The following is a 25,664-nucleotide window of genomic DNA, read 5'->3' on the forward strand; positions in this document are numbered from 1 at the left end:
TTGCTGCGTTCGCCGGCTAGGCTTTGGGCTTCGCAGCGGTCAACGGAGTGACAGCTTATGCACAACACCCTGGAACAGGTTTTCGGTTATCCACAGTTTCGGCCCGGCCAGGAGGCGGCGGTCAGCGCGGTACTGGCCGGGCGTTCGGCGGCGGCGATTTTCCCTACCGGATCGGGCAAATCCCTGTGCTATCAGTTACCGGCCATCCTGCTGCCGCACCTGACGCTAGTGGTCTCGCCTCTGCTGGCGTTGATGCAGGATCAGTTAGCGTTCTTGCAGCGCCATGGGATTGCGGCGGGCAGTATTGATTCGGCCCAGAGTCGCGATGACGCCAGCGATGTGATGGCCCGGGCCAAGTCTGGTGAATTGAAGATTCTGATGATTTCCGTGGAGCGCCTGAAGAACGAGCGCTTTCGCCATTTTTTGCAGCAGGTACCGATCTCGCTGTTGGTGGTGGACGAGGCCCACTGCATCTCCGAGTGGGGTCACAACTTCCGCCCCGACTACCTCAAGCTGCCGGACTATCAGCGCCAGTTCAACATCCCTCAGGCGCTGCTGCTGACGGCCACCGCGACACCCAAGGTGATCGCCGACATGGAGGCCCGGTTCGCCATTGCGCCTGAGGATGTGGTGACCACCGGTTTCTACCGGCCCAATCTCAATCTGTTGGTGGAACCGGTGCGTGGCCAGGACAAGCGCCGCCGCCTGGTCGAGTGGATGAGCCAGCGTCCCGGCCAGCCCAGCATTGTCTACGTCACTCTGCAGAAAACCGCTGAGCACATCGCCGAACACCTGGGGCGCAACGGTATACAGGCAGAGGCCTATCACGCCGGTTTACCCCACGAGCAACGGGAAGCGATTCAGCGCCGGTTCATGGGTGGGCAGTCCAATTGCATCGTCGCCACTATTGCCTTCGGCATGGGCATCGACAAAAGCGATATCCGCAACGTGGTGCATTTCGACCTGCCCAAATCCATCGAAAACTACAGCCAGGAAATCGGCCGCGCCGGGCGTGACGGGCAGCCGTCCGATTGCCTGGTGCTGGCCAACCGCGACAGCCTCAACGTGCTGGAGAATTTCGTCTACGGCGACACACCGGAGCGGGACGGCATTCGTTGTGTGCTCGACGAGTTGCAAGCCGCAGCGCCCGAGGGGCAGTGGGAGTTTCTGCTGGGGCCTTTGGCCGATCAGAGCAACATTCGCCAGTTACCGCTCAAGACCTTGCTGGTACAGCTGGAGTTGCGTGGGCTGATCGCTCCGCGCTATGCCTATTACGCGGAATACCGCTTCAAGTATTTGCAGGAGCCGGAAGCGTTGCTGGCCCGTTTCGAGGGTGAGCGCAGGGACTTCGTCTCGGCGATCATCCAGACTTCCAGTCGCGCACGGACCTGGGCCACGGTGAATTTCGACGCACTGTATCAGCAGCATTCCGCCGAGCGCAGTCGAGTGGTCAAGGCGCTGGATTACTTCCAGGAAAAGGGCTGGGTGGAGCTTGAAAGCAAGCAGATGACGGAGGTCTATAGCCTGCTGCAAGCCGACTTCGATTCCCAGGCCTTGAGCGCCGAATTGCACACCTACTTCACCCAGCACGAACGCACCGAGATTTCGCGGATTCACGCCATGCTGGATCTGTTCGCCACCGACCACTGCCTGGGATATCGCCTGGCCGAGTACTTCGGCGATGAAAACGCGCCACAGCGATGCGGGCATTGTTCGGTGTGTCACGGCCACGTAGCGCGGTTACCCGAACCACCGGAATTGCCGGCGCTTGTGGATAAAAATTTCGAGGCGCTGTGCGGTGATTTTATCCACAGGCACCAGCAGCACACGGGAAGTGCTCCATCGGCGGAGCGCGTGACGCGGTTTTTGTGCGGGATCAGCGTGCCGTTGTTTACCAAGCTCAAGGCGCGGTCGATTCCTGGGTTTGCGGTGCTGGAAGATTATCCGTATGCCGAGGTCCGGACGTGGGCTGAGGCGAACCTCTAACCCGCGGGATCGGGACGCATCCATCCGCTGAATGTCGCCCATCACAGGAATAAACTTCAAAAACACCCATCGGCTGACTATGGTGAGGACTGTCTTCGGATCGCCAATAAGAGAACAACAACCATGAGCCAGACATCGTTCGATATTCAGCGCGCCGCCGTGATTGGTGCGGGCACCATGGGCCGTGGCATTGTCATGTGCCTGGCCAGCGCCGGGGTGCCGGTGCAGTGGGTCGATAACAATCCGCAGATGCTTGAGCAGGCGCTGACCAGCGTGGCTGACACTTACGCCCACAGCGTGCGTCAGGGGCGGATCGATCAGACCGAGGCGGATGCGCGCATTGCACGGGTAACGGCGGCTGCCGATTACGCGGCGATCCGCGATGTTGATCTGGTTATCGAAGCGGTCTACGAAAACCTCGAGCTGAAGCAGAAAATCTTCCGCGAACTCGATGGCCTGCTCAAACCTGAAGCGATTCTGGCCAGCAATACCTCGGCGCTGGATATCGACGCCATCGCCGCCGCCACTCGCCGCCCGCAGCAGGTCCTGGGCCTGCACTTCTTCAGCCCGGCGCACATCATGAAATTGCTGGAGATCGTACGCGGCGCCCAGACCGCTCCGGCGGTGCTTGATGCAGCCCTGGCACTGGGCCAGCGCATGGACAAGGTCAGCGTGGTCTCGGGCAACTGTCACGGTTTCATCGGCAACCGCATGCTGCATCCGTACGTGCTCGAAGCGCGCAAGATGCTGCTGGAGGGGGCGTTGCCTTATCAGGTGGATGCAGCGCTGCAAGGTTTTGGTTTCGCCATGGGGCCGTTCCGCATGTATGACGTGGTCGGCATTGACCTGGAGTGGCGCGCGCGGGAGCTGGCTGGCAAGGGCCAGGATGCGCCGGAGGTTCAGGTGGACAATCGTTTGTGCGAGCTCGGGCGTTTCGGTCAGAAGAGCGGCGACGGGTATTACCATTACGAGCCGGGCAGTCGTCAGGCTGAGCATGATGTGGAAGTCGATGCGCTGGTACTGGAAATCAGCGAAGGGTTGGGGTTCCAGCGGCGTGAGATAGGGCCAGAGGAGATTCTTGAGCGCAGCTTGCTGGCACTGGTCAATGAAGGGGCGAAGATCCTTCAGGAAGGCATTGCGGCGTCGGCGCACGACATCGATCTGGTGTACCTCAACGGTTATGGTTTCCCGACGGACAAGGGCGGGCCGATGGCCTGGGCGGATCAGCAAGGGCTGGACGATATTCATCTGCGGTTGTTGCAGCTTGAGACCAAACAGGGGGATCACTGGGCCCCGGCACGGTTGATTGGGGAGTTGGCGGCGCAGGGCAGAGGGTTTACCGACATGTGATTTAGGTAGTGCCTGTGACAGCGCCTTCGCAGTTTCACCTTAAACTGGCCATCCAACTCCAGGAACCGACGCTGATGTCCAACCCGATGCCCCATCGCACCGACTACCCCCATTTCCAGCCCATCACCACCCGCTGGCATGACAATGACGCCTACGGTCATGTCAATAACGTCACCTACTACAGTTTTTTCGATACGGCGGTGAACACCTACCTGATCGAAGTCGGCGGCCTGGATATCCATGACGGTGAGGTGGTGGGTTTTGTGGTGAGTTCGGCCTGCGATTACTTCGCGTCTATCGCCTTCCCGGATCGGATCGAGATTGGCCTGCGGGTCGGCAAGTTGGGCAGCAGTTCGGTGCAGTATGAGCTGGCGGTGTTCAAGGCTGGAGAAGATGAGGCCTGCGCGGCAGGGCGCTTCGTGCATGTATTCGTCGATCGGCTGTCGAATCAGCCGGTGGCGATTCCTGCCGGGTTGCGCGGGGCGTTGGAGCGACTGGCGATCTGAGGGCAAAAAAATCGCAGCCCGAGGGCTGCGATTTTTGGATCTAACGGTCGACGAGGCGATTCAAGCCTCAGTCGTCATCGTGATAGCGATGGTGATGCTTGCGATGCCCGTACGCATGGCCGCGACCCGGGTGACCACGGTAGTAGCGACGATCATCATCGTCATAACCACGACGATAGGAACGACGATCATCGTCGTCATTGCTGCTGTTGCCCATATGGTTACCCAGCGCGCCACCGAGGCCGCCGCCTGCTGCGGAGCCGATCAGGCTACCGGTGGTGCCGCCCATGCTGCGGCCGACCACGTTACCGCCAGCTGCGCCCAACGCACCGCCAATGGCGGCTTCGCCACGGCTGCGTCTGTCTGCGCCAACTGCGCTACCACCCGCGCCGCCCAGGGCCGCGCCAATGGTTGAACCTGTACTGCCGCCTAGTGATTGACCGACGACCGAGCCAAGAACCCCGCCCAATGCGCCGCCCACACCTGCTTCGGTGGTGCCGCCAGCAGACGCGAAGCCACTGACCAGGCCAAGGGACAACAAGAGAATCGAGGAGAACTTCATAGAGGAACCTCAAGGGGATGACGGCGCGATCCTGAGGCTGTGTCATGGTTGTGACAATAGAAATCCGACGAATAACACGACTTGAGCACATTTCTATAAGTTGCTGTTTTTTGGGCGGAACTTAAGTGTTTTTCGCCGGTCTTTAGCTACTTCTCAAAGGCCGTTTTCATATGAAAACGGCCTTTTTTGTGGGCGATTGGAAAGTACGGATCGGAAGAGTTTGTTGAGTGGGCTACCGCCATCGCTGCGTCAAGCTGACTTGGCCATGATCAACCCGGTTTCACTCGCCGCCTCCAGCCGGATCGACACAAACTTCGACGTCGGCGTATGGCTGCCATCCCCAGTGCTTTCCAACGGCACCAGCGGGTTCACTTCCGGATAGTACGCAGCCGCTTGCCCGGCAGGAATATCAAACGCCAGCAGGGTAAAACCCTTGACCCGCCGCTCACGGCCATCATCCCAGATCGATACGATGTCAGCCTTTTGCCCCGGTTTGAAGCCCAGGCGAATGATGTCGGCTTCATTGACGAACAACACATCCCGCTGACCTTTCACCCCGCGATAACGATCATCAAGACCATAAATGGTGGTGTTGTACTGATCATGGGAGCGCATCGACTGCATGATCAGGTCCGGCAGTACGCCGGTGGCGCGGGTGCGTTCGTGTACCAGGTCTTTGGGCAGGGTGTTCGGACGGAAATTGGCCCGACCCGATGGGGTATTCCAGCGACGTGCGCCGGCACTGCTGCCCAGGTAGAAACCGCCGGGGTTCTGGACTTTCTCGTTGAAGTCCCGAAAGCCCGGGATGGTGTCGGCGATCAGGTCGCGGATGCGGCTGTAATCAGCCACCAGCCAGTTCCAGTCCACCGGTTTGCTGCCCAGGGTCGCGGCGGCGATACCAGCGATGATTGCAGGCTCCGAGCGCATCAGGTTCGACAACGGTTGCAACTGACCGTTGGAGGCGTGGACCATGCTGAAGGAGTCTTCCACGGTCACCGCTTGGGCGCCTTCGGTCTGGATATCAATATCGGTGCGGCCCAGGCACGGCAGGATCAGCGCGTCTTTACCGTGGATCAAATGGCTGCGGTTGAGCTTGGTGCTGATCTGCACGGTCAGGTCGCAGTTGCTCAGGGCCTGGAAGGTCCGTGGGCTGTCCGGGGTGGCTTGGGCGAAGTTGCCGCCCAGGCCGATGAAAACTTTCGAACGGCCTTCGGCCATGGCGTGAATCGCCTCGACCACGTTGTGGCCGTTTTCGCGCGGGACCTTGAACTGGAAGCGCCGCTCCAGAGAGTCGAGGAGCGCCGCCGGCGGACGTTCGTTGATGCCCATTGTCCGGTCGCCCTGCACGTTACTGTGGCCGCGCACCGGGCACAGACCGGCCCCCGGCCGGCCGATGTTGCCGCGCAGCAGCATCAGGTTGGCGATTTCCTGGATGGTCGCCACCGAATGGCGATGCTGGGTGATGCCCATCGCCCAGCACATGATCACGTTCTTGCCTTTGGCGTACATGCGCGCCGCTTGCTCGATTTCCACCAGGGGCAGGCCGGATTGCTCGACGATCTGCTCCCACGGGGTGTCGTCGACGATGCCGAGGTATTCCAGAACATTGACGCTGTGTTCATTGAGGAAGTCGTGGTCGAACACCGCAGGCTCACCCGCCTTCTGCGCATCGCGCTCCCATTGCAGCAGGAACTTGGCCATGCCGCGCATGATCGCCATGTCGCCGCCCAATGCCGGACGGAAGTACGCGGTGTTGGTCGGCTTGTCGCCGTTGGTGAGCATTTCGATCGGGTGTTGCGGGTGCTGGAAGCGTTCCAGGCCGCGCTCTTTCAGTGGGTTGATGCACACCACCTGCGCACCGCGTTTCACCGCTTCGCGCAGTGGCTCGAGCATCCGCGGGTGGTTGGTGCCAGGGTTTTGGCCCCAGACAAAAATTGCATCTGCATGTTCGAAATCGTCGAAGGTCACGGTGCCTTTGCCGACTCCGACGCTTTGGGCCAATGCCACACCGCTGGCTTCGTGGCACATGTTCGAGCAGTCGGGGAAATTGTTGGTGCCATAGGCGCGCACGAACAATTGATAGAGGAACGCCGCTTCGTTGCTGGCACGGCCCGAGGTGTAAAACTCGGCCTGATTCGGGCTCGACAGCCCTTGCAGGTGTTTGCCGATCAGGGCGAAGGCGGCTTCCCAACTGATCGGTTTGTAACGATCGGTTTCGGCGTCATAGCTCAGCGGCTCGGTCAGACGGCCCTGGTACTCGAGCCAATAATCACTTTGTTCCAGCAACGAGCTAACGCTGTGCTTGGCGAAAAACGCGCCATCGACACGCCGTTTGGTCGCTTCCCAGTTCACTGCTTTGGCGCCGTTCTCGCAGAACGCCACCATGCCGGCTTCCTTAGAATCGCCCCAGGCGCAACCGGGGCAGTCGAACCCGCCGTTCTTGTTGGTCTTGAGCATCATGCGCAGATTTTTCAACGCGTTGTCGCTGGTCAACCAGGCACGGGCAACGCTGGCCAGCGCGCCCCAGCCACCGGCCGGTCCTTTATAAGGCTTGTAACGTGGAACGGGTTTCTGGTCGGCTTGTTGGTGTTGGCTCACGCTTGTTTCTCCGTCGCGGGGCTGTAGACCCGCGGCGCACTTTTTTGCGGCAGGTGGATGAGATTGAGGTTGTGTCGACGGGCCCATTGCACGGCCAGGCCCGTGGGCGACGACAGGCTGACCAGGGTCTGGATGCCGGCGCGTAAAACTTTCTGGATCAATTCGAGGCTGCAACGGCTGGTGACAATCGCCAGACCATCGGTGGTCGGAATCTTCTGGCGGATCAACCCACCGATCAGCTTATCGAGGGCGTTGTGCCGACCGATGTCTTCACGGCCCAGCAGCAATTCGCCTTTGCCATTCATGAACACCGCCGCATGCACCGCGCCGCAATGCTGGCCCAAAGGCTGGAATTCGCCGATGCGATGGCGCAGGCCGTCCAGCCATTCGGCCGGGGGCAGCGGGGCGCCGGGCAGCACCTTGAGATCGGGCAGCGCTTGCTCCACCGCTTCCACGCCACAGAGCCCGCAACCGCTGGTGCCGGCCAGTTGCCGGCGCTGCTGCTTGAGGTTCCAGAAGGCGCGGTTGGCGATGGTCACTTGCGCGTATTGCGCCGAACCCGAGCCGCTGAGTTGCAGGTCATAGATGTCTGAAGCGTCTTCGATGATGCCGCTGCCGAGGCTGAAGCCGACGATGAAGTCTTCAAGGTCCGTCGGCGTCACCAACATGACGGCCTGGCTGATGCCGTTGTAGGCGATCGCCAACGCGACTTCTTCGGCCAGCGCGGTGCTGGATGATTCGGAGTATTCAAGGTTGCAGTAACTGTATGTCTGGCTTGCGGCGGGCGCGGGCGTTTCGAGAGCGGGCGCCGCGCAGCCGGGGCGCTTGGCGTTCATTAGGCATCACCGACGGTTTGGTCAGCTTTAAGCCTAGGCGTGTCAACATGTCACGTCTAATCGCTATTACTGATCTACCGATAGATGGCGTCGATCAAGAGTCTGTCAGTGATTTCTGATAGATCGCAAAACAGGCTTCTGCCAAGGCCGAACGCGGAGCACTACGACGCATGATCAGCCCCAGCCGGGCGAGGGTCTGGGCGCTTTCGATGGGTTGCAGGCGCAAGTGATCAGTGAGGTTTTCGAGGCCGCTGTTCAGCGGCATCACCGCGCAGCACAGGCCACCGTGTACCGCTTGTAACAATTGGTGGACTGCATCGGTTTGCAGCAACGGCTGTGGGGTCAGGCCACGGCTGTGGAAGTTATGGTCGATGGACTGACGAAAATGCATGCCGCTGGTGAGCATGCCCATGGGTAGTTCGATCAGCGACTCCCAGCTCAGTGGCGTCTCGCCGAAACTGAAGAAGCGTTGATCGTAGAGCAGGCCCATGTGGGTTTCGCTGAACGCCAGGGAGTCGAAGCGCTCGCCGTCCAGATGCTCCAGGTACGATACGCCGAGGTCGAGACGGTTATTCGCCAGTTGTTCAAGGATCTGTTCGGAACTCAGGGCCGAGAGTTCGAACCGCAGGTTCGGGTGTGCGGCGTGCAGGCGTTGCATCAGCGGCACCGGGTCGAAACTCGACAGCGGCACCACCCCCAGACGCAACGTACCCACGAGGTTGCCGCGACAGGCCGCCGCTTCGGCCTGCAAACCGTCGTAGGCCGCCAGCACCGTACGCGCCCATGCCAGCACGCGCTCACCCGGCGCAGTGAAACCTTCGAAGCGTTGGCCGCGATTGACCAGCGGCAGTTCGAGTTCTTCCTCAAGGCTGCGCAGACGCATGGACAACGTCGGCTGGGTGATGTGGCAACGCGCGGCGGCCTGGCCGAAGTGTCGGGTTTCGTCGAGAGCGATGAGGAATTTCAGCTGCTTGATGTCCATCTTCGCTCCAGGGCGCCGGCAAGGTTTGCGATTCTACCGCCTGCGCGGGGTTGGGTCATTGGTCGGCTGGGAACCGGTCTTCAAACGACTGGTCTAGTCTTGGGCGTCTGGAACCCAAACCCCAAGGAGCGTGCACCATGAGTATTTTTAGCTTTGTGAAAGAAGCAGGTGAAAAACTTATTGATCTGCTGACACCCGGCAATGCCAACGCCAGCGAGCAGCTGAAGGCACACATCAGCAAGGTCGGCTTGGGTAACCCGAATGTTCAGGCGACCATCGATGGCGACAAAGTCACCGTCACCGGTGAAGTGGCAAGCCAGGAAGAGAAGGAAAAGATTCTGTTGGCCGTGGGCAATATTGCCGGTGTCGGTAGCGTCGATGACCAGATCACCGTAACGGGGCCGGTTGCCAAGGCAGCGCAGTTCGTCACCGTTAAAAAGGGCGACACCCTCAGCGCGATTTCCAAGGCGGCATACGGCGACGCGAACAAGTACAACAAAATCTTTGAAGCCAACAAACCAATGCTTTCGCACCCGGACAAGATCTATCCGGGGCAGGTGTTGCGGATTCCTGAATAACACAGAACCTGTGGCGAGGGAGCTTGCTCCCTCGCCACAACGACCGCGTCAGACTCTAAAGCCCTGCGATGAGCTCCCGATAATCCCCCACCGCCGCAAACTCTGCCGTGTCCTTCGGCCCTTTGCGGCTGTCCGGCTCGCTGACGGCCAGCAGGTGCGCCACCCCAAAGTTGCGTGCGCTGCGCAGGATCGGCAGGGTGTCGTCGATGAACAGACAGCGTGCCGGGTCGAAGCCGATATCGGCCTGTAAGGCATCCCAGAACTGCGGGTCTTCTTTGGCGAAACCGTAATCGTGAGAGCTGATCAAGCGCTCGAAATACGGCGCCAGTTCAATTCTTTCCAGTTTCAATGACAACGAGTCGCGGTGGGCGTTGGTGATCAGTACCACGCGCTTGCCGGCCTGTTTGATTGCTGCCAGAAAAGTGTCCGCATCCGGACGCAGGGCGATCAGGTGCGCGGTTTCCAGTTTCAGTTCGCGCACCGACAACTTTAGTTCGGCGCTCCAGAAGTCCAGGCAATACCACTGCAACTGACCGGCATGGCGCTCGAACAGTGGCTGCAATTCCAGCTCCGCCATGGCCAGGCTCACCCCGTGCAACTCGGCATAACGCTTTGGCAGGTGTTCCAGCCAGAAATGGTTGTCGTAGTGCAGGTCCAGCAGCGTGCCGTCCATATCCAGCAGAACGGTATCGATGTCGCGCCAGGGCAGCAGGGACATAAAAAACTTCTCCAGCGGTAAAAAAGATATCCGAGGTAAACAATCAGGATAGGCCGGGTATAGTAACGCGTTCACGCCAAGGAGCTTCTCATGCGCCAGAAACCCACCATACTCGCCCGCGAGATCGTCGCCACCAGCCGATTATTCTGTGTCGAAGAGCTGAAATTGCGCTTTTCCAATGGCGTGGAACGCACTTACGAGCGATTGGTCGGCAAAGGCGCTGGTTATGGTGCGGTGATGATCGTGGCGATGCTCGACGCGGACCACGCCGTGTTGGTGGAGGAATACTGCGGTGGCACCGATGCCTACGAATTGTCCCTGCCCAAAGGCTTGATCGAGCCGGGCGAAGACGTGCTGGCGGCGGCCGAGCGGGAGCTCAAGGAAGAGGCCGGGTATGGCGCGCGGCAACTGGAGCATCTGACCGAGTTGTCGTTGTCACCTGGCTACATGAGCCAGAAGATCCAGGTGGTGCTGGCCACCGATTTGTACGAAGAACGCCTGGAGGGTGACGAGCCCGAGCCGATGGGGATGGACAAGATCAACCTGCGGGAATTGTCGGCGTTGGCGCAGAACCCGCGATTCACCGAGGGCCGTGCCTTGGCGGCGCTGTATCTGGCCCGTGATCTGTTGACTCAGCGTGGGGTGTTCCTGCCATGAAGTTGAATTTTCCCCATCCGTTGATGGCGCCGGTGGTCGAGCTGGCATTGAAGGCTGGCGAGGCGATCCTGCCGTTCTGGCGCGTCAACGTTGCTGTGACCGCAAAGTCCGATGATTCCCCGGTCACAGCTGCCGACATGGCCGCTCACCATGTGATTCTTGCCGGGTTGACGGCGCTGGACCCGACTATTCCGGTGCTGTCCGAAGAGGATGCCAACATCCCCCAGAGCGTGCGTGCCGGCTGGCAGCGTTGGTGGTTGGTCGACCCTCTGGACGGCACTAAGGAGTTCATCTCCGGCAGCGAAGAGTTCACTGTCAATATCGCGCTGATCGAGCAGGGGCGTGTGGTGTTCGGCGTGGTGTCGATGCCGACCAGCGGGCGTTTTTATGTCGGCGGTGCTGGGCTGGGTGCCTGGCGTGGCGATAAAGGCGCCGAGCCGTTGCCAATTCAGGTTCGCGAGGTGCCGGCTGCGGGTGAAGCCTTCACGGTGGTCGCCAGTCGTCGGCATTCAAGCCCTGAGCAGGAGCGCTTACTGGCGGGGTTGAGTGACAGTCTGGGCGAGCTGCAACTGGCGAATATCGGTAGCTCACTGAAGTTTTGCCTGCTGGCGGAAGGGGCTGCGGATTGTTATCCGCGATTGGCGCCAACTTCGCAGTGGGACACGGCCGCGGCTCAAGGTGTGCTGGAAGGCGCCGGCGGTGAGGTGCTGGATTTGAGCGGCGCGCCGTTCTGTTATCCGGCGCGGGAATCGTTGCTGAATGAGTTCTTCCTGGCGCTGCCGGCTAAAGCAGCTTGGCGGGAGAAACTATTGGCGCTCGCTCGGGCGTAAAGATCAAGAGATCGCAGCCTCGTTTCACTCGACAGCTCCTACAGGGGGCGCGCTTCTCTGTAGGAGCTGTCGAGTGCAACGAGGCTGCGATCTTTTAAGATCGTTTGCTTTACCGGTGAAGGACGTATTGCCCGGTAAACCTCACCGCATCCTCATCACTCCCGGCATTCACGATCCGCGAATGCAGCGTCAACCGCGCCCGCCCATAGCGTCGATACATCGCCAGGAACTTCCTCCACACTGCCGGGTTCGGTGCCTGACAGATCGCCGTCGCGTCCATGGTGACCGGCAGCGGGTAGTTGATCTGCCCTTCCTGAATCACGATGTGTCCGTCTTCGATACCTTCTTCACGTAAACGCAAATGCAGCCAGCCCCAGCCGGCCAGCACCGCGCCGCAATACAGGCTGCCACCGAACATGGTGCTCTTGTGATTGACGTTGGGCGCAAGCGGCAGATGCAGGCGCAGTTGTTGGTCATGCCAGTCGAGCACTTTGAGGCCCATATCCCGCGTGAGGGGGATGTCGCGATAGAGGATCGATTCCAGGTGACGACTGTCGCGGTTCATTCGCGGGCCTTTTGTTTGATGAGGATGATTTTACGGTAGCTCAATCGAGGTCGTCGGTATGGCTGCTGGTGCCGCCATCGGCGAAGTTCAGGCCATGCTTGCGCAGTTTGTCGTGCAGGGTTTTGCGCGGAATGCCGAGCGCTTCGGCGAGGCTGCGCACGGAGCTGTGCGAGCGCGCCAGTTCGGCGGCAATCAGGCTTTTCTCGAAGTTCTCGACTTGCTCGCTCAAGCCGCCGCTGACCACTTCAACCGTGGTGCCGACACCGCCATCCGGTGCGCTGTTGTCCAGTGCCAGCTCCAGGCCCAGGGCAAAGCGCTCGGCGGCGTTCTGCAGTTCCCGCACGTTACCTGGCCAGCTGTGACGCAGCAGCAGCGCCCGTTGCCCCGGTTGCAGTTCGTGGGGCGGCAAGCCGTGGCGGGCGCTGGCTTCGTCAGCGAAATGCTGGAACAGCACCAGCGCATCTTCGCCCCGTTCGCGCAGCGGCGGAATGCGCAACGGCGCAACGTTCAGGCGGTAATACAAGTCGGCACGGAAGCGCCCCTGATCGGCGGATTGCCGCAGGTCTTCCTTGGTCGCGGCGATGATGCGGATGTCCAGCGGGATCAACTGATTGCCGCCCAGGCGTTCGACGACCCGCTCTTGCAGCAAGCGCAGCAATTTCACCTGCACGTCCAGGCTCATGCTTTCGATTTCATCGAGGAACAACGTGCCGCCGTTGGCGAATTCGAACTTGCCGATGCGGCGCTTTTGCGCGCCGGTAAACGCGCCGGGTTCGTGACCGAACAACTCGCTTTCCACCACCGACTCGGCCAGGGCCCCGGCGTTGATTGCCACGAACGGGCCGTTACGCCGACTCGACAAGTCGTGCAACGCGCGGGCCACCACTTCTTTGCCCGCACCGGTTTCACCGAGGATCAGCACGTCAGCCTTGGTCGCTGCCAGTGCCCCGATCTGCTCGCGCAGGCGCAGCATTGGCGTCGATTGCCCGACCAGTCGGGCGCTCAGTTCGTTGCGATCGCTCAGGGCCAGCCGCAGGCTGCGGTTGTCCAGCACCAGGCGGCGCAGGGCCAGGGCGCGACGTACGCTGTCGAGCAGGGCGTCACTGGCGAAAGGTTTTTCCAGAAAGTCATAAGCCCCGGCGCGCATGGCCTGCACCGCCAGGGGGACATCGCCGTGGCCGGTGATCAGCAGCACGGGCAGCTCCGGATCCTGGGCGTGGAGTTCGGTCAGCAGTTCGAGGCCGTCCATGCCCGGCATGCGGATGTCACTGACCACAACGCCTGGCCAGTCGCGTTCCAGTTGCCCGGCCAGGCCCTTGGCTTCAGCAAGCGGCAGGATCTTCAGGCCGGCCAGGTCCAGGGTCTGGCTCAGGGCCTGGCGCAGGTGGGGATCGTCGTCGATCAACACGACCTGGATGCGGTTGTCGATGGTCATGCACTTCGGTCCTCGGACGGTTGCAGGCTCACACCCGGCGCGCCTGCGCGCAGCTTCAGGGTAATCAGGGCGCCGCCTTCCTTATGGTTGGAGAACGACAGTTCACCACCGAAGGCGCGCATCAGGGTGTCGCAGATCGCCAGCCCCAGCCCAAGTCCCTGAGTGCGGGTCTTGGTGGTGTAGAAGGGCTCGCCCGCACGACCCAGCGCTTCCAGGCAGAACCCGGGGCCGTTGTCGCGAATGTACAGAGTGACGCCGTCGGTGGTGGATTGGGCACTCAACCAGAGCTTACGCGGCGGGCCTTTTTCCGTCAGCGCATCGAGCGCATTGGCCAGCAGATTGCCGAGTACCTGGCGCAGACGGGTTTCTCCGGCCTCGACCCACAGGGTGGCGGCCGGCAGGTCACGGATCAGCTCGACTTCCATGCTGCGCCGACGCTTGGCCAGTAACGCCAGGGCGTCGTCCAGCGCCGGTTGCAGGGCCACGCTCTCCGGGGCGTGGCGATCACGTCGGGCGAAGGCGCGCAGGTGGGCGATGATCGACGCCATGCGCCCGGTCAGTTCGCTGATCAGCTTGAGGTTGCCGCGAGCATCTTCGGTGCGCTGATGATCGAGCAGCACTTCGGCGTTTTCCGCGTAGCTGCGGATTGCCGCCAGCGGTTGGTTGAGTTCATGGCTGATACTCGCCGACATTGTCCCCAACGCCGAGAGCTTGCCGGCCTGTACCAGATCATCCTGAGCGCGTACCAGTTCTTGCTGGGCATGTTCGCGCTCCAGCACTTCCTGTTTCAGTCGACGGTTGAGGCCCTCGAGGTCGCTGGTCCGTTCGGCGACCCGGCCTTCCAGTTCCTGGCGGGCCTTGGCTTCGAAGGCGATCCGCTCCAGGTAATGGCGTCGGCGTTGCATCATCAGGCCGAGCAGCAGCATTAATACCAGCAGCGTTGCGCCGCCGATGGCCACGACTGTGCGCACGGGGCGGTCGATCAGGGTGCGTGGAGCAAGGATACTGACACTCCAGCCGGTTTCTTCGATCTGCCGGGTTTGGGTCAGCCAGGCATTGGGGTCGAGACTCAACGGCTTTGGATCGCGGGTCGGATAGGGTTGAATCGCGGCGACGGCCTTGTTCTCCTCATCGCTCAATGGACGGGTCGAACGGAAACGCCATTCTGGCCGCGACGTGAGGATGACCACACCGTTGTGGTCGGTGACCAGCAGTTGTTCCGGGGTTTTGCCCCAGAGGCTTTCGGTGTGATCGAGGTCAACCTTGACCACCAACACGCCGATGATTTTTTCACGATCGTGTACCGCCGCGGCGAAGAAGTAACCGCGCTTGGCCGAGGTGGTGCCCAGGCCGAAGAAGCGCCCCAGGCGCCCGGCCATGGCTTCACTGAAATAAGGACGGAAAGAAAAATTGCGGCCGACGAAGCTGTCGTTTTTATCCCAGTTGGAGGCCGCCAGCGTCTTGCCGGTGGTGTCCATCAGGTACATGACTTCGGCGCCGGTCTGGGCACTGATGTGTTTCAGCAGGCGATTGGCATTGCCTTGAATCACGCCCTCGTCGGGTGCGCCCAACGTCGCACGAAGGGCGGGCAGGTCGCCGAGAATCTGCGGCAGCACTTCATAGCGGTGCAGGGTACCCAGCAGGTTGGCGACGTAGAGGTCGAGGGTCTGACGGTTCTGCCCGGCCAGCTCGCTGCGGTAATAACGCTCGGCCAGATGCTCCAGTGGCCACAGCAAGGGTGCCAGGCACAACGCAAGCAGTGCCAGGCTGCGCCAGCGGGGTCTGCGGGGGAGGGTCGGTGTCATGAGCATCAAGCGCCTGTGGGTATAGACGCATTATGCCTAGGCTTGCGGGCGCAGTCTGCGCACCCAGGATCAAGTGCGTGCTGGCGGTGAAAATTCAGACAGCAATTCAGGAAAAGACTTCAGCGTCCTTGAAGAACGCGGCGGCCTGATCCTTGGCGGACAGCTGCGGTGCTTCGTCCAGCTGCCAGTCGATGCCCAAGTCCGGGTCGTCCCAGCGAATGCTGCGTTCAGCCGACGGGGTGTAGTAGTCGGTGGTTTTGTAGAGGAACTCGGCGAAATCGCTCAGCACCACGAAACCATGGGCAAAACCTTCCGGTACCCAGAGCTGGCGATGGTTGTCGGCGGACAGGCGCACCGCGACCCATTTGCCGAAATGCGGCGAGCTGCGGCGAATGTCCACGGCCACGTCCAGCACTTCACCGGCGGTGACGCGGACCAGTTTGCCCTGAGTGTTTTCCAGCTGGTAGTGCAAGCCGCGCAGTACGCCTTTTTGCGAGCGGGAATGGTTGTCCTGCACGAATCGGGTGTTCAGGCCGGTTGCTTCTTCGAAAGCCTTGGCGTTGAAGCTTTCATAGAAGAAGCCGCGCTCATCACCAAATACCTTGGGCTCGATGATCAGAACACCGGGCAGGTCGGTGATGACTACGTTCATGGTGTTTCTCCAGCAATAGGCGTTGATGGCCGACATTCTTACGCAAAGTGCCGGCAGGCGCGAGTGGGGCTGTGAAGAGAGTTGCTCACGCATTTGATTCAGGCCAACCAGGGAAGGGGGGTTGCTTATCGCCCCCGGCAGTGGCGATATAAGCGCCTAATAAAATTTCAGGGGTCGTTGTATGCCGCTCGCCACGTTGATTCACCGCGCCAGTCTGCCCAGCCCGCAAGTGTCCGCGGTGCAAGCGCTTGAGTTGCTGGAAGAACATTACGGGCTGAGCGGACGGTTGCAGGCTCTTGGAAGCCAGCAGGATCTCAACTACCGCGTCGACAGCGAGCAGGGGCGTTTCGTCCTGAAGATCTGCCGTGGCGATTACTCGGTGCTGGAACTGCAAGCCCAGCACGCAGGGCTCAAGCACTTGGCCGAACATCCCGGCGTGCAGGTGCCGCGAGTGATCCCGACCAAAAATGGTACTGACCTGCTCTCCCTGGAGGTCGGCGGTCAAGCGGTGCATGTACGTCTGCTCGATTACATCGACGGCCAGTCCCTGACGCACCTCGACCATCTGAGCCAGGCAGTGGTCGCCGGTTTCGGTCGGCTCTGCGGCGAGATGGACCTGGCGCTGGCCAGCTTCGACCATCCTGGCCTTGAGCGCACCCTTCAATGGGACGCCCGCCACGCTAACGCGTTGATCGCGCATTTGCTGCCGGTGATCAAGGATGATCAGCAACGCAAGCTGATTGCTGAAGCGGCCGAGCAGGCCGAGCGCCATTTGCAGCCCTTGGTGGATAAGTTGCCGGTGCAGGCGATTCACATGGACATCACCGACGACAACGTGGTCTGGCAGCGAGATGCGCAGCGCCAATGGCAGTTGCAGGGTGTCATCGATTTCGGCGACCTGGTCCGAACCTGGCGGATCACCGATCTGTCGGTGACCTGTGCGGCGCTGCTGCACCATGCCGATGGCGATCCGTTCTACATCTTGCCGGCGGTTCGGGCCTATCACGCGATCAATCCGCTGCAACATGAAGAACTGCTGGCGCTCTGGCCGCTGATCGTTGCGCGCTCGGCGGTGTTGGTGCTGAGTGGCGAACAGCAGGTCAGCATTGATCCGGGCAACGAGTACAGTCGCGACAACCTGACCCATGAGTGGGAAATTTTCCGCGTGGCCACATCGGTGCCGCTGGGGTTGATGGAGGCGGCGATTCTTGCCGCGGTTGGTCAAGGCCTGCCGAGCATTGGCAGCGAAGGCTTTGCGCCCTTGTTGCCGAGTCTGGTGGGGCGTGAGTTTGCTTTGATCGATCTGGGTGTCCTCAGCCCGCACTTCGAAGCGGGTAACTGGGAACAGGAGGGGATCGACCAGCACCTGCTGACCGAGGCCGCCGCGGCCCACGGTCTGGCGGCCAGTCGTTATGGGCAATATCGTCTGTCTCGCACCCAACCGGACAGCGCCACTGAACCGGCCACTTGCCCTCTGCACGTCGAGTTGCGAGTGCCCCATGGCACGGCGGTCGAATCGCCGTTTGCCGGAACGGTTCACCAGCCGGCAGTGGGTGTGCTGCAACTGGATGGTCCGCAACTGAGTTTACGGCTGTGGGGTGTGACACCGTCGTTGCACGCGGGCGCAGCATTGGTCAAAGGTCAGGTGCTGGGTTCGGTCAGCGGGCCGTTGATCGTGCAATTGTGTCGAGGCGCTCAGCTCGACGCGCCGTTGTTTTGCACACCTTCGCGCGCCGCCGCCTGGCAGGCGTTGTGTCCGTCACCGGCCGCGTTGCTGGGTCTGGCCTGCGATGCCGAAGAAGAACTCGACCCGCAAACCTTGCTGGCCCGTCGCGACGCCAGTTTCGCCCGATCCCAGAAGCATTATTACGTCGACCCGCCGCGCATCGAGCGGGGCTGGCGCAATCATCTGATCGACATGCAGGGCCGCTCCTACCTCGACATGCTTAATAACGTTGCGGTGTTGGGTCATGGTCATCCGCGCATGGCCGCCGTCGCCGGCCGTCAATGGTCGTTGCTCAACACCAACTCGCGTTTTCACTACGCAGCGATTGCCGAGTTTTCCGAGCGCTTGTTGAAGTTGGCACCGGACAACATGGACCGGGTATTCCTGGTCAACAGCGGCACCGAGGCCAATGACCTGGCGATTCGTCTGGCCTGGGCCTACAGCGGCGGCCGCGACATGCTCAGTGTGCTGGAGGCGTATCACGGCTGGTCGGTGGCGGCGGATGCGGTCTCGACCTCGATTGCCGACAACCCCAAGGCCTTGAGCAGCCGTCCCGATTGGGTGCACCCGGTGACCGCGCCGAACACCTATCGCGGTGAATTCCGTGGCCCGGACAGCGCACCGGACTACGTGCGCAGCGTCGAACACAACCTGGCGAAAATCGCCGGGCAGAAACGCCAACTTGCCGGTTTCATCTGCGAGCCGGTGTATGGCAATGCCGGCGGCATCTCTCTACCACCGGGCTATTTGAAGCAGGTCTATGCGCTGGTCCGTGCTCAGGGCGGGGTGTGCATCGCCGATGAGGTGCAGGTCGGTTACGGCCGCATGGGCAAATTCTTCTGGGGCTTCGAAGAGCAGGGCGTGGTGCCCGATATCATCACCATGGCCAAAGGCATGGGTAACGGCCAGCCGTTGGGCGCCGTCATTACCCGTCGGGAGATTGCCGAAGCGCTGGAGGCCGAGGGTTATTTCTTCTCGTCGGCGGGTGGCAGCCCGGTCAGTTGCCGGATCGGCATGGCGGTGCTGGATGTGATGGAAGAAGAAAAACTCTGGGAAAACGCCCAGGTCGTGGGCGGGTACTTCAAGGAGCGTCTTGAAGCCTTGATCGACCTGCATCCGTTGGTGGGGGCGGTGCATGGTTCCGGTTTCTATCTGGGCGTGGAGTTGGTCCGCAATCGCGAAACCCTTGAACCGGCGACCGAAGAAACCACGGCGTTGTGCGATCGCCTTCGTGAGTTGGGGATTTTCATGCAGCCGACGGGTGATTACCTGAACATCCTCAAGATCAAACCACCGATGGTCACGTCGCGGCAGAGTGTGGACTTCTTTGTGGACATGCTGTCGAAGGTGCTGGGCGAAGGTTTGTAGACAGCTCCTAGAGGTTGAAAATGTCGATTGTTATCGGGAATTTTTGAGGATATTTAGACGTAGTGGATATTTATCGCTTTTAAAGCCGATTTTTATCGGCTATAAAGTCGCCACTGCCCACAGTGTGGACGAACCACGCCCGGTGATTCCCGTTCTGTCATCGGTCGATGCCACACTGACCCTCAAGCACTTGCCCAGGAGATGATTCATGAGTCGTATCGTTACCGTCGCCGCCACCCAGATGGCTTGTTCCTGGGACCTTGAAGCCAACATCGAGACCGCTGAAAAGCTGGTCCGTGAGGCCGCGGCGAAAGGCGCGCAAATCATCCTGATCCAGGAACTGTTCGAGGCTCCGTACTTCTGCCAGAAGCCAAACCCGGACTACCTGCAACTGGCCACGACGGTAGAAGACAACGTTGCCATCAAGCACTTCCAGAAAGTCGCCAAGGAACTGCAAGTGGTGCTACCGATCAGCTTCTACGAATTGGCCGGTCGCGCGCGTTTCAACAGCATCGCGATCATCGATGCCGACGGCAGCAACCTCGGGATTTATCGTAAAAGCCACATCCCGGATGGCCCTGGCTATCACGAAAAGTACTACTTCAACCCGGGAGATACCGGTTTCAAAGTGTGGAACACCCGTTACGCGAAAATCGGCGTGGGCATCTGCTGGGATCAGTGGTTCCCTGAGTGCGCCCGCAGCATGGCGCTGCAAGGCGCGGAAATTCTGTTCTACCCGACTGCCATTGGCAGTGAGCCGCACGACAAGACCATTTCGTCCCGCGACCACTGGCAGCGCGTGCAACAGGGCCATGCCGGTGCCAACCTGATGCCGCTGATCGCCAGCAACCGCATCGGCAATGAAGAGCAGGACGGTTACGACATTACCTTCTACGGCTCGTCGTTCATCGCCAACCAGTTTGGCGAGAAAGTCCAAGAGCTGAACAAAACCGAAGAAGGCATTCTGGTTCACAGCTTCGACCTCGATGAGCTGGAGCACATTCGCAGCGCCTGGGGTTCGTTCCGCGACCGTCGTCCGAACCTGTACGGCGCGATCAAAACCCTCGACGGTTCCCTGGAGTCCTGAAGCCATGACCACTTTGAACAGCACCCCTCGCGCCGACGGCTTTTACATGCCCGCCGAGTGGGCACCCCAAACCCAGACCTGGATGGTCTGGCCCGAGCGCCCGGACAACTGGCGCCTGGGTGGCAAACCTGCGCAAGCCGCGCATGTTGCAGTGGCCAAGGCCATCGCGCGTTTCGAACCGGTGACCGTGGCGGTCTCCGCGGGCCAGTACGAAAACGCGCGCGCTCGTCTCGACGTGCCGAATATTCGTGTGGTGGAGATGTCCAGCGATGACGCCTGGGTCCGGGATACCGGCCCGACGTTCGTCATCAATAACAGCGGCGAAGTCCGTGGCGTGGACTGGGACTTCAATGCCTGGGGCGGTTTCGACGGCGGTTTGTATTCGCCGTGGAACCGTGATTCGCAGGTGGCGGGCAAGATCCTCGAAATCGAGCGCAGCCCGCGCTACCGCACCGAGGGTTTTGTGCTCGAAGGCGGCTCGATTCATGTCGATGGCGAAGGCACCCTGATCACCACCGAAGAATGCCTGCTCAACCGCAATCGCAATCCGCACATGAGCCGTGAGCAAATCGAAGCGGTGCTCAGCGCAAACCTGGCTGTGGATAAGATTATCTGGCTGCCGGACGGCTTGTTCAACGACGAAACCGACGGCCATGTGGATAACTTCTGCTGCTATGTGCGTCCGGGTGAAGTGCTGCTGGCCTGGACCGACGACCCGCAGGACCCGAACTACCCGCGCTGCCAGGCGGCCATGAACGTGCTGCAAAACAGCACCGATGCCAAGGGGCGCCCGTTCACGGTGCACAAAATGCCGATTCCGGGGCCGCTGTATGCGACCGAAGAAGAGTGCGCGGGTGTGGACCCGGTGGACGGCACTCAGGAACGTAATCCGACCGTGCGTCTGGCTGGCTCCTACGTGAACTTCCTGATCGTCAACGGCGGCATTATCGCGCCGAGCTTCGACGACCCGCTGGACGGGCCGGCCAAAGAGATTTTGCAGAGCCTGTTCCCGCAGCACGAAGTCGTCATGGTGCCGGGTCGCGAACTGTTACTTGGGGGCGGTAACATCCATTGCCTTACCCAACAACAGCCCGCTCCGCACAAGGAGTGAGTGAGGACGTAACAGCTTGAGTTGATTGAAAAATCGATTGAGCAACGGTTTAGCCTCTTCGTTTCGCAGAAAGCCCGCAGCCCATCAGGACTGCGGGCTTTTTTGTATCCACTTATCGACACTTCGAAAACATTGGCATAGCTCTTGTATCTTCGATGGCGCAACACGGGGAGGGAGAGAACTTCGATGTTCTGTCATAAACCTTGGATAAGTTAGCCGCTCACAAACCAGGAGAGAGCGCTGAGATGAACGCCGAAATGAACGTAGTGGGCGAGCGGGCACTGCATCCCCTGGCAGTTAACAGCGAATCGCTTCAAGTCCTGGCACAGTGGTTGAAGTCCAATGGAACGCGTCAGATCAGAGAACCTGATCCGCGCCGGATGATGATCGAGCGCTATCCCGCTGGTTTATTCAGCGAGGCGGAACTGGAAGCATTGTGGGATGTGATGGAAGGATAAGAAGAAAAACAACGGATTGATAAAAGCGCTGCCGGGAAGGCGGCGCTTTTTTATGCCCGTCGCAAAAGTGGGCGCCTGCAAGATGAGGGTCATTCGACCGATTCTTGAAACAGACTGAAATCGATTCCGGCGTTTTTCCAAAACGATCTGAGTATTAGTCTGTCGGCATTGAGTTTTCCTACTTTGTTGCCGGAGTCTTCCCATGATCCTTCACTATATTTACGACCCATTGTGCGGTTGGTGCTACGGTGCCAAACCCTTGGTGCAAGCTGCCCAAACCGTGTTGCCGGTGATCGGCCACGGGGGCGGCATGATGAGCGGTGCCAATCGCCAAACCGTTTCGCCACAACTGCGCAATTACGTCATGCCCCACGACCGGCGCATCGCCGAGTACACCGGCCAGCCGTTTGGCGAGGCGTATTTTGAGGGATTGCTGCGTGATGAGACGGCGGTGTTCGACTCCACGCCGCCGATTGCCGCCGTGCTGGCAGCCGAGCAGATCGCCGGGCGCGGACTGGAGTTGCTGGGGCGTTTGCAGACGGCTCATTACGCGGAAGGTCGACGCATCGCTGACGAGGCTGTTTTGCTTGAACTTGCCGCACAAACAGGTCTTGAGCCCGAGGCTTTCCAGCAGGCATTTAGTGCAGCCGATACCGATCGCCATATCAAGGACAGCCGCGCACTCTTGGCCCGTGTCGGCGGTCAGGGCTTCCCGACCTTCGCGCTGGAACAGGATGGCCAGTTCACCCTGGTCGATATCGGCCCCTGGCTCGGCAAGCCGCAAGCCTTCGCCCAATGGTTGAGCCAGTCGTTTGCGGCAACAGAGTCTTCATCCGCGTTTCAAACCTGTGGCCTCGACGGCTGCGCCCATTGAACTCACCTGGAGTCACCATGGATAACCTGAGCCTGATCAAAAGCACCTACGAAGGCGTCAACTCCCAGGAGAATGCGCGCAACACCGCCGCGGCGCTGGCCGATGACGCCCGCTGGACCGAAGCCGCAGGTTTTCCGTATGCCGGGACCTACGTCGGTTTCGACGCGATCGTCGAAAATGTCTTCAAGCGCCTGGCCGCAGAATGGGAAGATTTTCAGTTCAAGGTCGAGAACTACGTCGCTCAGGGCGACAAGGTATTTGCCTACGGCAATTACAGCGGCGTCTATAAAGCTACCGGTCGTGCGATGAATGCCCGAGTCGCGCACTTGTGGACTCTGGCCGACGGAAAAGTCACCCATTTTGAACAATTCGTCGACAGCCATGTCGTGCAATTGGCTATCGCTGACAAGTGATTTCTTAGACGATTTTCGCCTATTTACAGAAGATTCACGAAATTGACACATCATTAAGGGCGCAGATAGGATGCGCCCCAACGCCTGTGGCTAACCGCCACGACTGACAAAACAATAAAAGGCCCGCCGCGAATTTTCGTGGGCGGGCCTTTTTGTTTTTGCGGTGAAAAAAGAGCGCGATAGCGCCGTTTCAGCTGTTCGGCACAGAGCGTATCAACCCGTAATAAGGAAAATAACATGTTGAACAAGCGAATCAGCCTGATCGCACTGGGGATGTTGAGCGCCACACAGGCCATGGCTAACGACCAGGCCGAATCCAAGGGTTTTGTTGAAGACAGCAGCCTCAAAGTGCTGCTGCGCAACGCCTACATCAATCGTGACTATAAAGACGGCAACCCGGACAAAGCCGAATGGGGCCAAGCGGCCATCGGTACTTACTCGTCCGGTTTCACCCAAGGCACCGTCGGTGTGGGTGTGGATGCCTTCGGTCTGTACGCACTGCGTCTGGACGGCGGCAAAGGCCGCAGCGGCGCCGGTGGTATCGACTTCTTCAAGCAGGGCGACAGCGGCAACGCGGCGGATGATTTGTCCAAGTTCGGTGGCGCGGTCAAATTCCGTATCTCCAGTACTGTCCTGACCTACGGTGACCAGATGCCGGCCCTGCCGGTGCTGAACTACGACAACTCCCGCCTGCTGCCGGAAAGCTATACTGGCACCTTGATCGCCTCCAAAGAGATCAAAGGCCTGGAGCTGAACGCCGGTCGCTTCACCGCTGAATCGCGCAAAAGCGCCGAAGGCCGTGACAGCGGTGGCTTGAAGTCGATCAACGTATTGGGCGGTAGCTACCAGTTCACTGAACAGTTCAAGGCAGCGTTGTACGCTTCCGACGTCGAAGACGTACTGAAGAAGCAATACGTGAACGCCAACTACGTGTTCCCGATTGCCAAGGATCAGTCCCTGACCCTGGACTTCAATGGCTACCGCACCAAGCTGGAGAACTCCTACATCCGCGAAAACACCGTACCCGGAAAAAGCATCGTAACCGGCGACGACAACAAAATCTGGAGCCTGGCAGCGACCTTCGCCACCGGCCCGCACTCGTTCACCCTCGCCCACCAGCGCAGCACCGGCGACAGCAACCTGGGTTATGCCTACGGTGGCTATCAGCGCGGCCAGAACCGCGTCGGCGATGGCGGCAATACCATCTACCTGGCGAACTCCTACTGGTCCGACTTCAACGCCGAAGACGAACGCAGCTGGCAGTTGGGTTACGGTCTGGACTTCGGTGCCTTCGGCGTTCCGGGTCTGAGCTACAACGTGGCCTACGTGCGCGGCGACAACATCACCACTTCCACCAGCGAAGGCGGCACCGAGCGCGAGATCTTCAACCAGTTCAAGTACGTCGTGCAAAGTGGCCCGGCCAAAGACCTGAGCGTGAAGGTACGCAGCTCGATCCTGCGTGTGTCGCAGAAATCCAGCGAGTACAACGTCAGTGGCAACGAGCTGCGCGTATTCGTGGATTACCCGATCAACATCTTCTGATGATCGGTTGAGTTATTCAGACTCGATGAAAACCCCGACTGGTTCGTGACTGGTTCGGGGTTTTTTTTGCCTCATGACCGTATAAAAACACCGAAAATGGCTGTTTTCGATCGTAAAAAGTCGAATTGAAGCAACTTCATCCTGCGTTTCAAGCAACGCTTGATATGCCTGAAATTCTTTCTCATGGGCCGTCAATCCGGCAGCTACTAGATTAGGCCGCTTAATGCAGCGGAGACCTAGTAATGATCGTGTTGAACAGAGAAGTTGGCGAATCGCTACGGCGCGACAAGTATGTCAACGTCCAGGGAGCCGACTTCAATCTCTTCGGTCATTTTTCCGACTTCGTCAGATTGACCAAAAGTTGGGAAAACATGGAGCCGGACAGTTATTACGGCCAGGCCGATGCGGGCATGCGTTTTCGTCGCTACAGCGATTTTGAATACAACCCTGTCACCCGTGACTTGAAGCAATTGGAACACCGCGCCTACGTGCAATCGAAGGCCAACAACAGCTACGTCGGTGGACTGGAGCGGCACTTCCAGGACTTCTCTAATGAGGTCATTAATTCGCCGGTGATGCGCAGCCTCATCGATACGGATTTCGAGGTGTACAAACACGTATTGCCGCCGGAACTGCACGACGCAATCTGGCAATGCCAGATTCATCAGATCCGCATCGAGATCAAGCCGGGCAAGCAACTGGAAATTACCCCGGAAGGTATTCACTGCGACGGTTATCCGTTCAGTGGTGTGCATTTCTGGGGTCGCAACAATGTGGACGGGGCGGAGAGCCGTTTGTATTCGGCCCAAGAGGAACAGCTGGCGACGACGACTTATATGGAAATCCTCGACACCACCTACTTTCTCGATCGCGAGATGCGTCACTACGTGACACCGGCACGCAACACCCATGCTCACGAAATGGCCTATCGGCAGATTCTGGCCATTTCCTTCTCGCGGCCCGGGACCGCTTTCGACATTGTTCGCTGAACAGTTCGACCCCATGATGAACATCACCGAGTGCTC

General features: G+C 59.9%; 23 protein-coding genes. 14 read left to right on the forward strand and 9 right to left on the reverse strand.

What is annotated here, in order from left to right; translation table 11 throughout:
• Positions 1 to 57: 57 nt before the first annotated feature.
• From AF70_RS10385 to AF70_RS10395, 3 genes are all read left to right on the forward strand, one after another.
• Positions 58 to 1,986, forward strand: a complete 1,929-nt coding sequence (locus AF70_RS10385) for an ATP-dependent DNA helicase RecQ (protein ID WP_028939578.1) — start codon at positions 58 to 60, stop codon at positions 1,984 to 1,986.
• Positions 1,987 to 2,109: 123 nt separating this feature from the next.
• Positions 2,110 to 3,336, forward strand: coding sequence for a 3-hydroxyacyl-CoA dehydrogenase (locus tag AF70_RS10390; protein ID WP_028939579.1), 1,227 nt, complete (start codon positions 2,110 to 2,112; stop codon positions 3,334 to 3,336).
• Positions 3,337 to 3,410: 74 nt separating this feature from the next.
• Positions 3,411 to 3,842 carry a thioesterase family protein gene (locus AF70_RS10395; RefSeq protein WP_018929305.1) on the forward strand — a complete coding sequence of 144 codons (432 nt, stop codon included), beginning with the start codon at positions 3,411 to 3,413 and terminating at the stop codon, positions 3,840 to 3,842.
• A gap of 67 nt (positions 3,843 to 3,909) precedes the next feature.
• Here the strand turns inward: AF70_RS10395 and AF70_RS10400 are convergent, their stop codons facing one another.
• From AF70_RS10400 to AF70_RS10415, 4 genes are all read right to left on the reverse strand, one after another.
• Entirely contained in the window at positions 3,910 to 4,404 is a 495-nt protein-coding gene (locus AF70_RS10400; protein WP_018929304.1) for a glycine zipper domain-containing protein, read from the reverse strand.
• A gap of 249 nt (positions 4,405 to 4,653) precedes the next feature.
• Positions 4,654 to 7,002, reverse strand: coding sequence for an FdhF/YdeP family oxidoreductase (locus AF70_RS10405; RefSeq protein WP_028939580.1), 2,349 nt, complete (start codon positions 7,000 to 7,002; stop codon positions 4,654 to 4,656).
• On the reverse strand, positions 6,999 to 7,838 hold the full coding sequence (fdhD, locus tag AF70_RS10410) for a formate dehydrogenase accessory sulfurtransferase FdhD (protein WP_028939581.1): 840 nt from the start codon (positions 7,836 to 7,838) through the stop codon (positions 6,999 to 7,001). Before fdhD ends, AF70_RS10405 begins: the two co-directional genes overlap by 4 nt.
• A gap of 94 nt (positions 7,839 to 7,932) precedes the next feature.
• Positions 7,933 to 8,820: a LysR family transcriptional regulator gene (locus AF70_RS10415; RefSeq protein ID WP_019581758.1), complete on the reverse strand. Its 888-nt coding sequence runs from the start codon at positions 8,818 to 8,820 to the stop codon at positions 7,933 to 7,935.
• A 137-nt stretch (positions 8,821 to 8,957) separates the two neighbouring features.
• Between AF70_RS10415 and lysM the strand changes: the two genes are divergently transcribed.
• On the forward strand, positions 8,958 to 9,398 hold the full coding sequence (gene lysM / locus AF70_RS10420; protein ID WP_018929300.1) for a peptidoglycan-binding protein LysM: 441 nt from the start codon (positions 8,958 to 8,960) through the stop codon (positions 9,396 to 9,398).
• Positions 9,399 to 9,453: 55 nt separating this feature from the next.
• On the opposite strand, the gene yrfG is transcribed toward lysM, so the two are convergent.
• Positions 9,454 to 10,116, reverse strand: a complete 663-nt coding sequence (yrfG, locus tag AF70_RS10425) for a GMP/IMP nucleotidase (RefSeq protein ID WP_007939517.1) — start codon at positions 10,114 to 10,116, stop codon at positions 9,454 to 9,456.
• A gap of 90 nt (positions 10,117 to 10,206) precedes the next feature.
• Here yrfG and nudE point away from each other — a divergent pair, with 90 nt between their 5' ends.
• Together nudE and cysQ are read left to right on the forward strand one after the other, a co-directional pair.
• Positions 10,207 to 10,773 (forward strand): ADP compounds hydrolase NudE, encoded by a 567-nt coding sequence (gene nudE, locus AF70_RS10430; protein ID WP_018929298.1) that lies wholly within the window; start codon positions 10,207 to 10,209, stop codon positions 10,771 to 10,773.
• Positions 10,770 to 11,603 (forward strand): 3'(2'),5'-bisphosphate nucleotidase CysQ, encoded by an 834-nt coding sequence (gene cysQ / locus AF70_RS10435; RefSeq protein ID WP_019651490.1) that lies wholly within the window; start codon positions 10,770 to 10,772, stop codon positions 11,601 to 11,603. Before nudE ends, cysQ begins: the two co-directional genes overlap by 4 nt.
• 109 nt (positions 11,604 to 11,712) lie before the next feature.
• On the opposite strand, the gene AF70_RS10440 is transcribed toward cysQ, so the two are convergent.
• From AF70_RS10440 to rfbC, 4 genes are all read right to left on the reverse strand, one after another.
• Entirely contained in the window at positions 11,713 to 12,168 is a 456-nt protein-coding gene (locus tag AF70_RS10440; RefSeq protein WP_028939582.1) for a thioesterase domain-containing protein, read from the reverse strand.
• Positions 12,169 to 12,208: 40 nt separating this feature from the next.
• Complete coding sequence (locus AF70_RS10445) at positions 12,209 to 13,603, reverse strand: sigma-54 dependent transcriptional regulator (protein ID WP_028939583.1); 1,395 nt, start codon at positions 13,601 to 13,603, stop codon at positions 12,209 to 12,211.
• Positions 13,600 to 15,408, reverse strand: a complete 1,809-nt coding sequence (locus AF70_RS10450; RefSeq protein WP_026331892.1) for an ATP-binding protein — start codon at positions 15,406 to 15,408, stop codon at positions 13,600 to 13,602. The genes AF70_RS10445 and AF70_RS10450 overlap by 4 nt, the downstream gene beginning before the upstream one ends.
• A gap of 106 nt (positions 15,409 to 15,514) precedes the next feature.
• The gene (gene rfbC, locus AF70_RS10455; RefSeq protein WP_018929293.1) at positions 15,515 to 16,060 is read right to left on the reverse strand and encodes a dTDP-4-dehydrorhamnose 3,5-epimerase; all 546 of its coding nucleotides are present in this window, start codon (positions 16,058 to 16,060) and stop codon (positions 15,515 to 15,517) included.
• Positions 16,061 to 16,241: 181 nt separating this feature from the next.
• On the opposite strand from rfbC, the gene AF70_RS10460 reads away from it, so the two are divergent.
• The 8 genes from AF70_RS10460 (at position 16,242) to AF70_RS10495 (ending at position 25,628) form a co-directional block, all read left to right on the forward strand.
• On the forward strand, positions 16,242 to 19,154 hold the full coding sequence (locus tag AF70_RS10460) for an aminotransferase (protein WP_028939584.1): 2,913 nt from the start codon (positions 16,242 to 16,244) through the stop codon (positions 19,152 to 19,154).
• Positions 19,155 to 19,362: 208 nt separating this feature from the next.
• On the forward strand, positions 19,363 to 20,241 hold the full coding sequence (gene aguB / locus AF70_RS10465) for an N-carbamoylputrescine amidase (protein WP_019581765.1): 879 nt from the start codon (positions 19,363 to 19,365) through the stop codon (positions 20,239 to 20,241).
• Between the two features lie 4 nt (positions 20,242 to 20,245).
• Positions 20,246 to 21,352 carry an agmatine deiminase gene (gene aguA, locus AF70_RS10470; RefSeq protein WP_028939585.1) on the forward strand — a complete coding sequence of 369 codons (1,107 nt, stop codon included), beginning with the start codon at positions 20,246 to 20,248 and terminating at the stop codon, positions 21,350 to 21,352.
• 245 nt (positions 21,353 to 21,597) lie between these two features.
• The gene (locus AF70_RS10475; protein WP_018929289.1) at positions 21,598 to 21,810 is read left to right on the forward strand and encodes a hypothetical protein; all 213 of its coding nucleotides are present in this window, start codon (positions 21,598 to 21,600) and stop codon (positions 21,808 to 21,810) included.
• A 202-nt stretch (positions 21,811 to 22,012) separates the two neighbouring features.
• A complete protein-coding gene (locus AF70_RS10480) occupies positions 22,013 to 22,684 on the forward strand; it encodes a DsbA family protein (RefSeq protein WP_028939586.1) in 672 nt (223 codons plus the stop codon).
• A gap of 17 nt (positions 22,685 to 22,701) precedes the next feature.
• Positions 22,702 to 23,097 (forward strand): nuclear transport factor 2 family protein, encoded by a 396-nt coding sequence (locus AF70_RS10485; protein WP_019581768.1) that lies wholly within the window; start codon positions 22,702 to 22,704, stop codon positions 23,095 to 23,097.
• Positions 23,098 to 23,334: 237 nt separating this feature from the next.
• Positions 23,335 to 24,639, forward strand: coding sequence for an OprD family porin (locus tag AF70_RS10490; RefSeq protein ID WP_028939587.1), 1,305 nt, complete (start codon positions 23,335 to 23,337; stop codon positions 24,637 to 24,639).
• Positions 24,640 to 24,881: 242 nt separating this feature from the next.
• Positions 24,882 to 25,628 carry a 2OG-Fe dioxygenase family protein gene (locus AF70_RS10495; protein WP_019581770.1) on the forward strand — a complete coding sequence of 249 codons (747 nt, stop codon included), beginning with the start codon at positions 24,882 to 24,884 and terminating at the stop codon, positions 25,626 to 25,628.
• The last annotated feature ends 36 nt before the right edge of the window (positions 25,629 to 25,664 follow it).

Origin of the sequence: Pseudomonas sp. KD5 (assembly GCF_012932895.1) — a bacterium.
Taxonomy (GTDB): Bacteria; Pseudomonadota; Gammaproteobacteria; order Pseudomonadales; family Pseudomonadaceae; genus Aquipseudomonas.